14 protein-coding genes, 1 tRNA gene and 1 riboswitch are annotated in these 15,209 nt (G+C 54.6%); all 15 genes read left to right on the top strand.

Annotation, left to right across the window (positions count from 1 at the left end):
• Nucleotides 1-96 precede the first annotated feature (96 nt).
• The 15 genes from WMO23_RS03555 (at nt 97) to nadA (ending at nt 15,201) form a co-directional block, all read left to right on the top strand.
• Nucleotides 97-648 carry a TlpA family protein disulfide reductase gene (locus tag WMO23_RS03555; RefSeq protein WP_020723826.1) on the top strand — a complete coding sequence of 184 codons (552 nt, stop codon included), beginning with the start codon at nt 97-99 and terminating at the stop codon, nt 646-648.
• A 73-nt stretch (nt 649-721) separates the two neighbouring features.
• Nucleotides 722-798, top strand: a tRNA-Val gene (locus WMO23_RS03560).
• 374 nt (nt 799-1,172) lie between these two features.
• Entirely contained in the window at nt 1,173-2,069 is an 897-nt protein-coding gene (locus WMO23_RS03565; protein WP_292108147.1) for a Rossmann-like and DUF2520 domain-containing protein, read from the top strand.
• Nucleotides 2,038-2,877: a 3-methyl-2-oxobutanoate hydroxymethyltransferase gene (gene panB, locus WMO23_RS03570; protein ID WP_292108148.1), complete on the top strand. Its 840-nt coding sequence runs from the start codon at nt 2,038-2,040 to the stop codon at nt 2,875-2,877. The genes WMO23_RS03565 and panB overlap by 32 nt, the downstream gene beginning before the upstream one ends.
• Nucleotides 2,878-3,261: 384 nt before the next feature.
• Nucleotides 3,262-4,083, top strand: coding sequence for a transketolase (locus WMO23_RS03575; RefSeq protein WP_020310494.1), 822 nt, complete (start codon nt 3,262-3,264; stop codon nt 4,081-4,083).
• A complete protein-coding gene (locus WMO23_RS03580) occupies nt 4,083-5,018 on the top strand; it encodes a transketolase family protein (protein ID WP_292105335.1) in 936 nt (311 codons plus the stop codon). Before WMO23_RS03575 ends, WMO23_RS03580 begins: the two co-directional genes overlap by 1 nt.
• 287 nt (nt 5,019-5,305) lie before the next feature.
• A complete protein-coding gene (locus WMO23_RS03585; protein WP_292105338.1) occupies nt 5,306-6,757 on the top strand; it encodes a nicotinate phosphoribosyltransferase in 1,452 nt (483 codons plus the stop codon).
• A gap of 12 nt (nt 6,758-6,769) precedes the next feature.
• Nucleotides 6,770-7,609: an ADP-ribosylglycohydrolase family protein gene (locus tag WMO23_RS03590; RefSeq protein WP_292105341.1), complete on the top strand. Its 840-nt coding sequence runs from the start codon at nt 6,770-6,772 to the stop codon at nt 7,607-7,609.
• Nucleotides 7,578-8,411 (top strand): ATP-dependent sacrificial sulfur transferase LarE, encoded by an 834-nt coding sequence (larE, locus tag WMO23_RS03595; RefSeq protein WP_020310491.1) that lies wholly within the window; start codon nt 7,578-7,580, stop codon nt 8,409-8,411. Before WMO23_RS03590 ends, larE begins: the two co-directional genes overlap by 32 nt.
• A 1-nt stretch (nt 8,412) precedes the next feature.
• Nucleotides 8,413-9,045 carry an endonuclease III gene (gene nth / locus WMO23_RS03600; protein ID WP_020310490.1) on the top strand — a complete coding sequence of 211 codons (633 nt, stop codon included), beginning with the start codon at nt 8,413-8,415 and terminating at the stop codon, nt 9,043-9,045.
• A 78-nt stretch (nt 9,046-9,123) separates the two neighbouring features.
• A riboswitch (SAM riboswitch) is annotated at nt 9,124-9,222 on the top strand.
• A gap of 96 nt (nt 9,223-9,318) precedes the next feature.
• A complete protein-coding gene (locus WMO23_RS03605; RefSeq protein ID WP_292105349.1) occupies nt 9,319-10,641 on the top strand; it encodes a branched-chain amino acid transport system II carrier protein in 1,323 nt (440 codons plus the stop codon).
• 142 nt (nt 10,642-10,783) lie between these two features.
• Nucleotides 10,784-12,196, top strand: coding sequence for an aldehyde dehydrogenase family protein (locus WMO23_RS03610; RefSeq protein ID WP_292105352.1), 1,413 nt, complete (start codon nt 10,784-10,786; stop codon nt 12,194-12,196).
• 26 nt (nt 12,197-12,222) lie between these two features.
• Entirely contained in the window at nt 12,223-13,476 is a 1,254-nt protein-coding gene (locus tag WMO23_RS03615; protein WP_349173270.1) for an NAD(P)-dependent malic enzyme, read from the top strand.
• Between the two features lie 176 nt (nt 13,477-13,652).
• The gene (locus WMO23_RS03620; RefSeq protein WP_020310485.1) at nt 13,653-13,985 is read left to right on the top strand and encodes a hypothetical protein; all 333 of its coding nucleotides are present in this window, start codon (nt 13,653-13,655) and stop codon (nt 13,983-13,985) included.
• 310 nt (nt 13,986-14,295) lie between these two features.
• Nucleotides 14,296-15,201, top strand: a complete 906-nt coding sequence (gene nadA, locus WMO23_RS03625; RefSeq protein WP_020310484.1) for a quinolinate synthase NadA — start codon at nt 14,296-14,298, stop codon at nt 15,199-15,201.
• Nucleotides 15,202-15,209 lie beyond the last annotated feature (8 nt).

The raw sequence follows: 15,209 nt of genomic DNA on the forward strand, positions 1-15,209 counted from the left end.
GGCTTGTCGTACGACGACAAGCCCTCTTCACGTTGTTAGCCCCTAGCCACGAACCACTTTTTTCAGTTATAATGGATAGAAAAAGAGGGGGGAGAGATGATGAACATCAAGACGAAAATCCTGGCCGGCCTGGCCTGTATCTGTCTGATACTGACAGTCTTTTTCTGGCCTGGCAAAGAAGAAGATGCCTATAGTTCCGACGTCGTCAGGGAAGCGGAAGACGTGAGCGAGCGGGAAACGGAAATGCTGGCACCTGATGAGGTCCTGCAGGCTCCCGATGGAAGGGACATACGCTTGCAGGCTCTGTATAACCAAAAGCCGGTCTGCCTCTTTTTCTGGGCATCCTGGAGCAGCGACAGCCTGCGCCAGCTGGCCATCCTGGAAAAGGCCTGTGTCCAGTACGGCCAGGATGTCTATTTCGTGACCATCCCCGTCGGACCGGATACAGCAGATAGCCGGGCCTATATCCACCAGCAGGGATATGCCCTGCCCGTATACAGCACACAGAAACAGATGCTCCATGACTATGGCGTCCATCAGGTACCGCAGCTTATCTTCATCGCCTGCGGCGGCCAGATGACGCGCCCCTTTAATACCGTATTGAATGAGCGCCAGGTGACATACGAAATCAAAAAAATGCTGAAATAATTTTCCCATACCCCTTGCCAAATAGGGAAAAGTAAGTTATAATAAACAAGTCGCACAGAGAAGTATAAAATATGGGCGGTTAGCTCAGTTGGTTAGAGTATCTCGTTGACATCGAGGGGGTCGATGGTTCGAATCCATTACCGCCCACCATATTGTGTGTGAAAAAAGAGCTGTCTTTATAGACAGCTCTTTTTTGTGGCTAGTGGCTAGTTGTTCGTGGCTAATACTTAGTGCTTTTACGAGCCACTAGCTACGAACCACGAACCACGAGCCACGAGCCACAAACCACTATCATACTCTATTCTTAAAAGTTATTGGTAAAAGTTTCACAAATGTAGTATCCTGTACATGTGATTCGGGTTGGACGGAATCTTTTGGGATCCGTACCGTAAAAAATCCGGGTCAACTATTATCATAATTTCATAGCATATCGCTTGGATCGAAAGACCGGGACGAATTCTTGTAAACGTAGGCTTTTTACGCGCATTCCCGGGAGGAGTGCGCTTTTTTTTGAGGGAGTTATCATGCGTTTAGGTATTATCGGCGCCGGCAGAGTCGGCGCTTCTTTTGTATTAGCTTTTCCTTCCGATGTCGAAGGAATCCTTTGTTCCACAGAAGAACATACACGTCAAATGGCCCGCCGCCTCCATGCCGCTGCCTATACCGACGGTGCTGAACTCGCACGGCACTGCGATGTCCTCCTGCTCACAGTACGCGACGATGCCCTGGCTCCCGTTAGCCGGGAATTGGCCGCTTCCCTGACAGGGGATGCGCTGCCGCCTCAGACCTGTATATTTCACTGCAGTGGGGCTATGGATTTATCGCCTCTTGAGCCCCTTTCACGGTTGGGGTATCCTGTCGGCAGCCTTCATCCGCTGCAAAGCTTTGCCGAACCTTCGGCAGACCGCCTGAAGGGAATCTACATGGCCGTCGATGGTGATGAACGGGCCAAGGCTGTTGCGGCAGATCTGGTCCGGACTTTGGGCAGTACGCCTTTTTTCGTACCCCCTGAAGACCGCATGCTCTATCATGCTGCGGCCTGCTTCTGCTCCAACTACGTCGTGACAGCCCTGGCCATTGCCCAGAAGCTCATGAGCCGCTGGACCGGCAGTGCCGGCGCTGCATCCCAGGCGCTGCGGCCCCTCGTCGAAGGGACGATGGACAATGTCCGCCAGCGTCCGCTGTGGCAGACGGCTTTGACCGGCCCTGTGTCCCGTGGAGATGCCGGGACCGTTGCCAAACACCTGGCCGTCATGCCGGAGAAATGGCTCCAGCCCTATTGTGCTTTTGGCTGCGCCGCTGCAGACTTAGCCTTAGAAAACGAAACGATTACAGAGAAACAGCATGACACGCTGACAAGAATCCTTGCGATGGCGGAAGGAGTTCACCATGAACAAGAAAGTAACCAATCTGACCATTAAGAAAATGAAACAGGAAGGCACGCCGATTTCCATGATTACGGCCTATGACTACATCATGGCCCAGAACGTCGATGAAGCCGGTATCGACATGATTCTTGTCGGCGATTCCCTGGGCAATGTCGTCATGGGTCATACGTCGACACTGCCTGTGACCATGGAAGATATGATCCACCATACGGCGGCTGTCGTCCGCGGCGTCAAACGGGCTCTGGTCGTCGGCGACATGCCCTTCATGAGCTATCAGGAAAGCACCCAGCAGGCCCTGCACAATGCCGGCCGGCTCATGAAAGAAACGGGCTGCGATGCCGTCAAGCTCGAAGGTGGCGCTAGTGTCTGCGAAGCCGTCAAAGCCATGACGACGGCCGGTATCCCCGTCGTCGGCCACATCGGCCTGACGCCGCAGTCCGTCCATCAGCTCGGCGGCTTCCGCGTCCAGGGCAAGAACAGCGAAACGGCTAAGCAACTGATTGCCGACGCCTTGAAGCTGGAAGAAGCCGGCGCCTTCGCCATCACATTGGAATGTGTCCCGACAGATATCGCCACGGAAATCACCAAAGCCCTGCATACAGCGGCTACCATCGGCATCGGGGCTGGCAACGGCACAGACGGCCAGGTCCTGGTCTGCACGGACCTCCTGGGCATGAGCAATGGCTTCCGCCCGAAATTCGTCAAGACCTATGCCGATCTCCATCAGACCATCGTCGATGCCGTAGGCCAGTATATCCACGACGTCAAGGACCGCAGCTTCCCCGACGAAGCCCACGGCTTCGCCGTAGACCCGGAAGTCGTCAAAGCCATGAAAGAATAGGGGGAGGCAGCCGTCAGCAGTTAGCGTTGTAGGGGCTCGCACGTGGCGAGCCCGCCAGGTATATGTGAGATACTAATGAACCGGATTTGCTTGAACGGGCGCCCCACGTGGTCGCCCCTACAGAAAAAGGGCTTGTCGTCGTGCGACAAGCCCTTTTTATACCATTTATTTATATTATGGAAGCACGTCTTGCTATACAGTCATGAAGCATATCCAGATGGTATATTCTGTTTGACTTGTGTATATAATCATTGTACAATAAACTCAAGAAATAGAAACGAACAAAAGAGGTCGTATGTCCGAACGCACGCGTATCGCCGCCAGACATAAACGGGGGTATGCGGCGTTTTTTTCTTGACGACCTGACATAGGAGGCTATGCTTCATGAAGCATGATCTACATGACGTGTGTATGCAGATACGGCGGGATACGGTGCGGTCCATTTACCGTGCCGGTTCCGGTCATCCTGGCAGCTCTCTATCGGCTGTCGAAATCATGGCCACACTTTATTTTACAGATGTCTTTACCTGTTTTCCTGACCGGCCCCATGCGCCGGAACGGGACCGTTTTGTCTTATCCAAGGGCCATGCGGCCCCGGCTTATTACAGCATTTTGGCCCATAAGGGCTATTTCCCCCTGGCCTTGCTCGATACGCTGCGGACGGTTGGCAGTGCCCTCCAGGGCCATCCCAATTTGGAAAAACTGCCCTGTCTCGACTGCGCTGTCGGCTCTTTAGGCCAAGGCCTGTCCATTGCCAACGGCATTGCCCTGGCCTTGAAACTGCGCCATGAAACACCGGAAGTCTTCTGTCTCATCGGCGATGGGGAACAGCAGGAAGGCCAGATTTGGGAAGCTGCCGCTTTTGCCTCACAGCACCATTTGGACAATGTTTGTCTGATTGTCGATTGCAATGGCCTGCAGCTCGTCGATTCCTTGGTGTCGATCAAGAATATGGAACCGATGGATGCGAAATGGGAAAGTTTCGGCTGGCATGTCCTCCGCGTGGATGGCCACGATACAGATGCCCTGTACGACGCTTATGGCGCTGCCAAGGCCTATCGCGGCAAGCCGACGGTCATCCTGGCCCATACGGTCAAGGGGAAGGGTGTATCATATATGGAAAATCAAGCGAAATGGCACGGTGCGGCGCCGGATGAAGCCCAGTACCGCCTGGCCATGGATGAACTGACAACGGAGGTGCCGTAATGGAACGAGTACCGATGCGCGACGGCTATGGGAAGGCCCTGCTGGAACTGTGCCGCCTTCACGACGATGTCCTCGTCCTCGATGCGGACGTCGCCAAATCGACGCGGACCGAATGGATCCGCCAGGAATATCCTGAAAAATATATCAATGTCGGCATATCGGAACAAGACCTGGTCGGTACGGCAGCCGGCCTGTCGCTGACGGGCTTCGTCCCCTTCATTTCGACATACGGCGTCTTTTTGACAGGCCGGGCGTGGGGACAGATACGCAATACGGTCTGTTATAATAATCTCAACGTCAAGCTCGGCGGCGCCCATGCCGGCATTTCCGTCGGCCCTGACGGCGCTACCCATCAGGCTCTGGAGGACATCGCCCTCATGCGGGTCATTCCCCATATGATGGTCATTACGCCTTGTGACTGGTGGGAAACGTATAAGGCGACGATGGCCGTCTATGATATCAAAGGGCCGTCATATGTCCGCTTTGGCCGCAATCCGGCGCCCGTCGTCACCGATAAGGATACGCCTTTTGACCTCTATAAGGCGGCCATCTTCCGGGATGGGAGTGATGTGACCCTCTTCACCAACGGCCTCATGGTCCATGAAGCCCTGACGGCGGCGGATGAACTGGCCCGGGAAGGTATTTCGGCCCGCGTCGTCAACATCCACACGGTCAAACCGCTGGACCTGGATACGGTCTGTACTTGTGCGGCTGAAACGGGGGCCGTCGTCGTCTGTGAAGAACATCAAATCATGGGCGGTCTGGGAGGGACCATCTGCGAAGCCCTGGCCCAGCACTGCTGTGTCCCAGTAGAACTCGTCGGCATCCAGGACCGCTTCGGCGAATCGGGGAAACCGGATGACCTCCTGAAAGCCTATAATCTCTCGGCCAGCGACGTCATCCAGGCCGTCCATAACGTGTTGAAGAGGAAGTAAAGTGGCTCGTGGTTCGTGGTTCGTGACTCGCAGCCTCCCCTTGAGAGGGGAGGTGGCCTGAAAGGCCGGAGAGGTTAAATTTAATACCATCCGCTAACAATGGACCAGAAAGGGCCGCCCTTTGGGACGGCCCCTACGATGAAATAGGCTGTCGCACGTGCGACAGCCTATTTTGTCATGCTAAGTCCGTATAGAATTTTGCGATGTATGCAAAATCGGTAATTCGTTGTTCCTTTATCGTTAACTGATGTATAATAGGAATAACTACTTTTTGGAGGCGAGTTATCTTGTATACGAAAGCGTTATTGACCGACCTGTACCAGTTGACCATGATGCAGGGCTTATTTTTTGAAGGCAAGCACGAACAGCAATGCGTGTTTGACCGCTATTACCGGACCAATCCCTTCCAGGGGGGCTATACGGTCGTGGCCGGGCTGGAACATCTCATCGATTATGTACACAATATACATTTCAGTGACGACGACCTGGCCTATCTGAAGAGCACCGGTTTTTTCCAGGACAAATTCCTCGATTACCTGAAAGACCTGCGCTTTACGGGCGACATCTATGCCATGCCCGAAGGGACCGTCGCCTTTCCTCAGGAAGTGCTCCTGCGCGTCCAGACCAAGAAGGACGAAGCCTTACTGTTAGAAACGTGCATGTCCATGATCATGAACCATGAAAGCCTCATTGCCACCAAGGCTCGCCGCGTCCGGACGGTGGCTGGTAAGGACAACCTCATGGAATTCGGCCTGCGCCGGGCCCAGGGGAAATCGGCCGGTGTTTACGGCGCCCGTTCGGCCATGATCGGCGGCTTTAACGGGACCAGCAACGTCCTGGCTGGCGCCAAATTCGGCATGCCCGTCTTAGGGACCATGGCTCACAGCTGGGTCATGAGCTTCTCGTCGGAACTGGAAGCTTTCCGCGCCTATGCCTGCCAGTACCCGAACAACCTCATCCTCCTGGCCGATACATATAATACGCTGAAACAGGGCGTCCCCGATGCCATTACGATCTTCAAGGAAATGAAGGCTGCCGGCACCCTGCCCAAGGCTTATGGTATCCGCCTGGATAGCGGCGACCTGGCTTATTTATCGAAAGAAGCCCATAAGATGTTTGCCGATGCAGGCTTCCCGGATGCCATCATTGCGGCCTCGAATGACCTCGATGAAAACCTCATTTCCGAATTGAAAGCCCAGGGCTGCGCCATCAACTCCTGGGGTGTCGGCACGAACTTGATTACGGCCAAGGACAGTCCGTCCCTGGGCGGCGTCTTCAAACTCGTCGGCCAGTATGACGATGGCAAATTCGTGCCGAAGATCAAGATGAGCGACAATGCCGAAAAGATTTCCAATCCGGGCCTGAAGAACGTCCTGCGCATTTACGATAAAGATACGGGGAAAATGAAAGCTGACATCATCATCCTCGAAGGTGAAAGCATTGACGAATCGAAAGACCTGCTCCTCCAGAGCGATAAGGCACCGTGGCGCTCGCGGACGATTCCTGGCGGGACTTACCGTGTCCAGAAGATGCTCGTCCCTATTTTCCAGAAAGGCGAACTGGTCTATCAGAAACCGGACCTCAAAACCATCATGGCCTATGCAGACCAGCAGGTCCAGACTTTGTGGCCCGAATACCTGCGCCTGGTCAACCCGGAAGAAATGTGGGTCCAGCGCAGCAGCAAGCTGTCGGCTTTGCGCGATAAAGTCTTGAAAGAAGAATCGGCTCATTTCTTTTAGGGAGATGATTCCATGAAGGGAGCTATCATCGGCGATATTGCCGGCTCCATCTATGAATTCGATGAAACCGCGGAATCCCTGGATTTTCCTTTATTCGTTAAAAACAGCCGTTTTACCGATGATACGGTGACGACTGTAGCCGTAGCGGCAGCCCTGATGGAGGGGAAGGCATCCTGCTGCGGCTATATCGAACCCTTGCGGCGCCAGCTCCGCTACTGGTGCCGGAAATATCCCGACGCCGGTTTTGGCGGCCTGTTCCGCCGCTGGTTCCTGGCCGACGAGGCACCGGCTTACGGCAGCTATGGCAATGGGGCGGCTATGCGCGTCAGCCCGGCTGGCTGGATTGCCGATACTCTGGAGGAAGCCCAGGCGCTGGCAGAGCTGACAGCCGTCGTCAGCCATGACCATCCCCAAGCCATCAAGGGTGCCATTGCCGTGGCGTCGGCTATCTTCCTGGCCCGGCAGGGGAAGGAGAAAGAGGCGATTGCCGCATATCTGTGGTCGCATTTCTATGATCTGTCCCGGACACTGGCCCAGATACGGCCGTCTTATGGCTTTACCTGCACGACGGACGATAGTGTGCCAGAAGCCATCGAATGTTTCCTGGAAGGGACGGACTATGAAGATACGATCCGCAAGGCGATTTGGCTCAACGGCGATACGGATACGCAGGCAGCCATTGCCGGCAGCATTGCCGAAGCCTATTATGGCGTGCCCGATGCCTTGTGGCAGCAGGCCCTGCCATATGTCGGTGACGAAGAAATGAAGGGCGTCATTCGACAGTTCTATGAAAACTATATTGGTTCGAGGGGGAACTCTTTTGATTTCAACAGAGACAAGCAAGAAATATGAAAAACTCCAGCAGATCTTAAAGGACATGGGCAGTGTCGTCGTCGGCTTTTCCGGCGGCGTCGACAGCACCTTCCTGACCTATGCGGCTCACCAGGCTCTGGGGGACCGGGTCCTGGCCGTGACGGCCGTTTCGGCGACCCTGCCGGGCAGTGAAGCGGCTGATGCCAAGGCCATGGCCAAGGTCATCGGCGTCGAACACCGCCTGGCCCATTCGACGGAATTCGAGGACCCGGACTTCGTCCAGAATCCGCCAGATCGCTGCTATATCTGCAAGAAAATACGCTTTACGTCGCTCGTGGCCCTGGCCAAGGCCGAAGGCTATCAGTGGGTCGTCGACGGGGGGAATGTCGATGACCTCGGTGATTACCGGCCGGGTATGAAAGCCCTGCAGGAATTATCCGACGCCGTCCGCAGCCCGATGATCGAAGCAGGCCTGGCCAAGGCGGATATCCGGGCTTTGTCGAAGGAATTCGGCCTCCAGACCTGGAATAAGCAGAGCGCTGCCTGCCTGGCCAGCCGCGTCCCGTATGGCGTGGAACTGACGCCGCACCGCCTGGCTCAGATCGATGCGGCCGAAGCCGCCGTAGCGCCTTACGTCCAGGGGTCCCTGCGCGTCCGCTATCACGGCGATGTAGCCCGCATCGAAGTCGCCGTCGATGAAATCCCGTCGGTCCTGGCTCATCGGGAGGAAATCGTCCGGGCCATCAAGGATACGGGCTTTACGTACGTCACCCTCGATTTGGGCGGCTATGAAATGGGCAGCCTGAACGACGTAATCCATACTGATGAGGAAGTAAAGTGATATGGCTATTTCCAAGAAAGTAAAAGATGAAATGCTGCAGCGGTTCCAGGACCAGTATGGTATCATGAAACCGGCTCTGCACTATAATTCTCCTTTTGAATTGATGATTGCCGTCATCTTGTCGGCCCAATGTACGGATGAACGGGTCAATATCGTGACGGCCGGCATGTTCCCGGAATATAACACGCCGGAAAAGATGCTGACCCTGGGGACAGCGGGACTGGAAGAAAAGATACGGACCTGCGGCCTCTATCGCAGCAAGGCCAAGAATATCCTGGCCAACTGTGCCATCCTTTGTGAAAAATATCATGGCCAAGTGCCGCAGACTTTCGATGAGCTGGTGAAACTGCCCGGCGTCGGCCGCAAGACGGCCAATGTCCTGGTCAGTATCTTGTTCAATACGCCGGCCATTGCTGTCGATACCCACGTCTTCCGCGTGTCCAACCGTCTGCAGCTGGCCCAAGGGACGACGCCGCTGGAAGTCGAAAAGGGCCTGCAGAAGGCCATTCCCAAGGAATGGTGGAGCCGGGCCCATCATTGGCTCATCTGGCATGGCCGCCGGGTCTGCAAAGCCCGCAAGCCTTTATGCGACAACTGCTTTTTGGCTGACCTTTGTCCCAGTTGTCAGAAGTAAAACGTTAAATCAAAATAAATACATTGACAAGTCGTTAAAAATTTTATAAAATAACACCAATACAGACAAATTTCATAAGTTATATCGAGAGCAGCTGAGGGACGGGCCCGATGACGCTGCGGCAACCTGCCTAAGGTAAGGTGCCAATTCCTACAGGCTATTCCTGAAAGATATCATTATGACTGAGGCGCAGCTTGGAGGCAGCGCCTCTTTTCTTTTGGCGTATTATGTACTTATTTTCACATCATTCAATCATTCTTAGGGGGTATTTTCATGAACAACAACTCTTCTGGTGGCAAGGCTATCCGGGGGCTGGATGTGCTCATCCTGGGATTCGCCTTCTTTGCCACCTATTTTGGCGCCGGCAATTTGATTTTCCCGCCCCAGCTCGGTTTGAACAGCGGCAGCGATTTCCTGTCCGGCCTGGCTGGCCTGACCCTTTCGGGTATTTTTCTTCCTATCTTCACGCTCATCGTCATCGGCCTCAACGGCGACGTCCACTCCATTACTGAACGGGTAGGGAAGAATACGTATAACGTCCTCCTGGCAGCCCTCATGCTGGTCTGTACCTTCGTTTCCATTCCCCGTACGTGTGCGACGGCCATCCAGCTCGGCATCCAGGGCAACCTGCCGGCAGCACCGTTCATCCCGCTGGTCATCGCCTATTTCGTCATCAGCTTCTTCTTTGTTGCCGACCAGAACAACGTCATGGACCGCATGGGCAAATACCTGACGCCGCTCCTGGCCCTGATCCTGGTCATCGTCGCCTTCGTCGGCATCTTCAATCCCCTGGGGACACCCGTCGCTCCGGCTGTGGACCATCCCTTCGTCAATGCCTTCCTCGGCGGCTATAACACGGGTGACGTCCTGGTCAGCTTCATCATGGCAGCTGTCTTCATCAGCTCCATTTACGGCAAGGGCTATACGACCGTCGGCCAGCGCAATAAAGTGCTCATCTACTGTGGCATCGTTTCCTTCGTCCTGCTGCTCATCATTTACGGCAGCCTGCTCTACATGGGCGCCTGCGTCAGCGGTGACTATGCGCAGAACATCGGCCGTGCGGAACTCCTGGTCGCCATCATCCAGCGCGTCGGCACGTGGGTCATGGTTCCCATGGGCATCGCCGTCGTCCTGGCCTGCCTGACGACAGCCATCGGTCAGATTGCCGCCGTTGCCGAATTCACCAGCACGGCTACGGGCAACCGCATCAGCTATAAGCAAGTCGCCGTCGCCTGCTGCATCTTGTCGGCCCTGACGGCCCTCCTCGGCGTCGACGGTATCGTCACCTACATCGGCTGGATTTTCGGCGTCTGCTATCCGCCGTGCCTGGCCCTCCTGGTCCTGGGCATCATCGGCCGCTTCATGCCCAACAACGGTGCTTACAAAGGCTCTGTCTACCTGGTCACGCTCTTCGCCCTTTTGGAATCCCTGCCGGGTCTGAGCAGCCTGGGCTTTGCTAAAGCCATCGTCGCCGCTACGCCCCTGTCCACATACGGTTTCGGCTGGATCGTCCCCTTTATCATCGGCCTCATCGGCGGCTCCATCATCGGCCATTTCGTATCCGCCTCAGAACCCGTAGAAGCCGAAGCGAAATAAGATAGTTTGTGGTATGGAGTCTGTAGGGGGCGCCACTAAAAATAGACTGCCTTTTAGGCAGTCTATTTTTTTCCCCGACTTGCATAATCAATGACTTATCTCTATAATTAAAGAATAATCTCGAGTAAAAGGGGGTAATTTCATGGATTTGAAAAAACTATATATCGATGGCCAGTGGGTTGCGCCCTTGTCTGGCCAATATATTGACGTAGAAAATCCGGCGACGAAAGAAATCTTCGCCACTGTCGCCGCGGCTGGTGCCGATGATGTCGCTGCCGCTGCCCAGGCGGCTGCCAAAGCTTTCCCGGCCTGGTCGGCTATGCCGCTGGAAGACCGCATCACCTTCATGAAGAACCTGCTGGTCCAGATGATCAGATTGGAACCGCAGTTCGTCGACGCCGTCGTCAAGGAATTAGGGGCGCCTGTAGCCTTTGCCAGGACCAACCATATTGGCTACCAGTTCGTGCGGACCCAGTCGTATATCGACTTGGCACCGGAATTGCCACTGGTCGAACATCTGTCCCAATCCGTCGTCTACCGCCGGCCTTTGGGTGTCATCGGCTGTATCACGCCGTGGAATTATCCTTTAGGGCAGATTATCCAGAAAGTCGTACCGGCCTTGCTCGTCGGGGCGACAGTCGTCCTCAAGCCGAGTCAGCACACGCCGGTGACGGCGTACTACCTGGCCGAAGCCTTTGACCAGGCCGGTTTCCCCAAAGGCGTCTTCAATCTCGTCGCCGGCCGGGGCAGCCAGGTCGGCAATGCCATCTGCGACGACCCGAATATCGCCATGGTATCCTTTACGGGGTCGACGGCAGCCGGCATCAAGGTATCTCAGCGCGCCTTAGCTTCGATGAAGCGCATCAGTATGGAACTGGGCGGCAAGTCGCCTTTCGTCCTCTTGAAGGGGGCGGACTACGAAAAGGCTATCCGCATGTGCTTCAATTCCATTTTCCTCAACAGTGGCCAGACCTGTACGGCCCTGTCGCGCCTGATCATCCCGCGGGATGACAAGGAACAGATTGAACAGCTCATGCTGAAGATACTGCCGGAATATACCGTAGGCGACCCGGCTCTGGAAACGACGAAAATCGGTCCTGTCGCATCGTATGACCAGTGGCAGACCGTCGATGCCTACATCGCCAAGGGCCTGGAAGAAGGGGCGACACTTCTGGCTGGCGGCCGTCCGGATGCGCCGGACCACGGTTACTATGTCAAGCCTGTCATCTTTACGGACGTAACCAATGACATGACCATTGCCCGCGAAGAAATCTTCGGCCCCGTCCTCAGCGTCATCGCTTATGATACCGCCGACGAAGCCCTGGCCATTGCCAACGATACGCCTTATGGCCTCAACGCTGCCGTCTGGGGACCGGACAAGGAAGAAGCCTCGAAGGTGGCAGCAGCCGTTTTGTCGGGCAACGTCTACGTCAACGACAGCCCGCGCGACGTCACAGCGCCTTTCGGCGGTTTTAAGGACAGTGGTATCGGCCGTGAAGGCGGCAAAGATGGGATGTTGGAATTTACAGAACCCCAGGCCATTTTTTATGCATAAACAGTTATAGGAGGAGTTTTAGCGTCATGAATTTCGATGAAGAAGCCATGAAAATCCGCCGCGGCAAACACGGCGTTATTGAAACCATTCCCCGGGAAGTCCTCAAGACCCACGACGACCTGAGTATTCTCTATACGCCTGGCGTTGCCCAGCCGTGCCGGGAAATCACTAAGGACCCGGATTTGTCTTTCGATTTGACCTGCCGTGGCAATATGATCGCCGTCGTATCGGACGGGACCCGTGTCCTCGGCCTGGGCGACATCGGCCCGGAAGCTGCCATGCCGGTCATGGAAGGGAAATCCATCCTGTTCAAGGTATTTGGCGGCGTCAATGCCGTTCCTATCTGCCTGGATACAAAGGACCCAAAAGAATTCATCGAAACCGTGAAGCGCCTGCAGCCGTCTTTCGCCGGTATCAACCTGGAAGACATTGCCTCGCCGAAATGCTATGAAATCGAACAGACCTTGAAAAAAGAAATGGATATCCCTGTCTTCCATGATGACCAGCACGGCACGGCCATTGCCGCCCTGGCCGGCGTCATCGGTGCCTTCCGCTATGTCCATAAGGACTTGAAGACAGCCCGCATCGTCATCAATGGGGCAGGGGCTGCCGGCGCTTCCATCGGCCGCCTCCTGGTCCGCGCCGGAGCTCGGAACGTCACCATGGTCGACCGTCCGGGGATTCTCTACGCTGGCATGGAAGGGCTGAACCCGGTCCAGGCGGAACTGGCATCCCTGACCAATCCGTCCCATGCCCACGGGACCCTGGCTGATGCCGTCAAAGGGGCCGACCTCCTCCTAGGCGTATCGGCACCGCATATTTTTACTAAGGAAATCATCCAGGCCATGGCCGACGATGCCGTCGTCTTCGCCATGGCCAACCCCATCCCGGAAACGGACTACGCCTCTGCCAAAGCGGCCGGTGCCAAAGTCGTCGGCACTGGCCGGTCGGATGCACCGAATCAGATCAACAACGTCATGGTCTTCCCGGGTATCTTCCGCGGCGCCCTGGCCGTCCGGGCCCGCAGCATCAACGAAGACATGAAACTGGCTGCGTCTTACGCCATCGCCTCCCTGGTCGGCGATGACCAACTGGCCGAAGACCACGTCATCCCCGACGCCTTCGACAAACGCGTCGCTCCGGCCGTCGCCGCAGCCGTCGCCAAAGCTGCCATGGAAAGCGGCGTCGCCCGCATCACCCGCGACCCGGAAGAAGTCCGCCAGGAAGCGGCAGACACCATCGACAAACTCCACGCCATGCTCGACTTGATCCACGGGTAGGGGCTAGCAGTTAGTAATTAGTGGCTAGTGGTTCGTGGTTGAAATCTTGATATCCTGAAGGGACTTGCCATACCGTCGTGGCAGGTCCCTTTTGTATATGGAAAAATCATAAGACGACACCTTATTCGTGTTATACAAAGTGGGGGTATTTGCTACAATGAGGTTAAATCAAAAAGATGAAATCAGAAGATCTACTGACAGCCTTACATGATGAATATGACATTGATTTGACGGCTAAAGGGAAGAAGGATGTCACGACTATGTGCAACTTAGGTGAAGGACTCTATGAAAGAGCCATGGAAAAAGGCTTGGAAAAGGGTATAGAAAAAGGCATAAAAAAGGGTATAAAAAAAGGCGTTGAGCAAGAAAAACGAAATTCTGAACGGAAAGACCGGGAAGCAGCGCTCGAAATGATTAAAGATGGTCTATCCTTTGAGCAAATTGCCCGGTACATGAAACTTTCTATCGAAGCAGTCGCTGAAATTGCCAAGCAAAATAAATTGATATAAGGTGATAGTTTGTAATACGGAGTTTGTAGTTTTCAGAGCAAACCTTTAAATTTCAAGCCATCCACTAACCCCTAGCCACTAGCGGCTAACCACTAAAAAGAGGCTGTCTTAATGCGACAGCCTCTTTTTCACATCTTGCACTGTCTTGACAGTAGTGTTGTCAAATCTTTACCGATACGGTATAATAGGGTAAACAAAAAAACGGTCTATCCCGCAAGGGATGATGCGCCGTTATGTACTTTAAATAAAAGAGGTTGTCACATGAAGGTGTCTTTATGGGGCAACCTCTTCCCTGAAAGGATGAAGTTTGGTGTATATCGAAGATGAGATTGCAGCTCTGAAAAAAGAGAAGCAGGCTATTATCCTTGCTCACTATTATGTACCTGATGAAGTTCAGGAATATGCAGATTTTGTCGGTGATTCTTTTGGCCTGGCCAAGAAGGCGATTGAAACGGATGCCAAGGTCATCGTCTTTGCCGGTGTCGACTTTATGGGGGAAAGTGCCAAGATGCTCAACCCGGAAAAGAAGGTCCTCATGCCCAATGCGACGGCCAGCTGCCCTATGGCTCATATGGCTGACGTAAAGACGATTGAAAAAGTCCGTTCCCAATATGATGATCTGGCCGTCGTCTGCTATGTCAATTCGACGGCTGCTGTCAAGGCTGTGTCCGATGTCTGCGTCACGTCGTCGAATGCCGTCAAGATCGTCCGGAAACTGCCGAACAAGCATATTTTCTTTACGCCTGATCGGAATCTGGGCCATTACGTATCGACGCAGGTCCCGGACAAGCATTTTATCCTCAACGACGGCTTCTGTCCGCGCCATGATACGGTTGACCCGGCTTATGTGAAACAGGTCCAGGCGGCTCATCCCCAGGCCTTGTTCCTGGCCCATCCGGAATGCCGCAAAGAAGTCCTGGCCCTGGCCGATTATGTCGGCAGTACGTCGGGCATCATCGACTATGCCGGCAAGTCCGATGCCAAGGAATTCATCATCGGTACGGAAGGCGGCGTCTTTTATGAATTAGAAACGCGCAATCCTGGCAAGACCTTTTATCCAGCCATGGAAGATGCGTATTGCATCAACATGAAGAAAGTCACGCTGGAAAAAGTCCGCGACTGCCTGCGCGATGAAACGAATGAAGTCCGCGTCGACCCGGATGTCGCCGGAAAAGCTGTCCGTTCGCTGGAACGGATGCTGGAATTAGCCAAATAGAAGAAGGT

Origin of the sequence: Megasphaera intestinihominis, from assembly GCF_040096415.1 — a bacterium.
Taxonomy (GTDB): Bacteria; Bacillota; Negativicutes; order Veillonellales; family Megasphaeraceae; genus Megasphaera; species Megasphaera intestinihominis.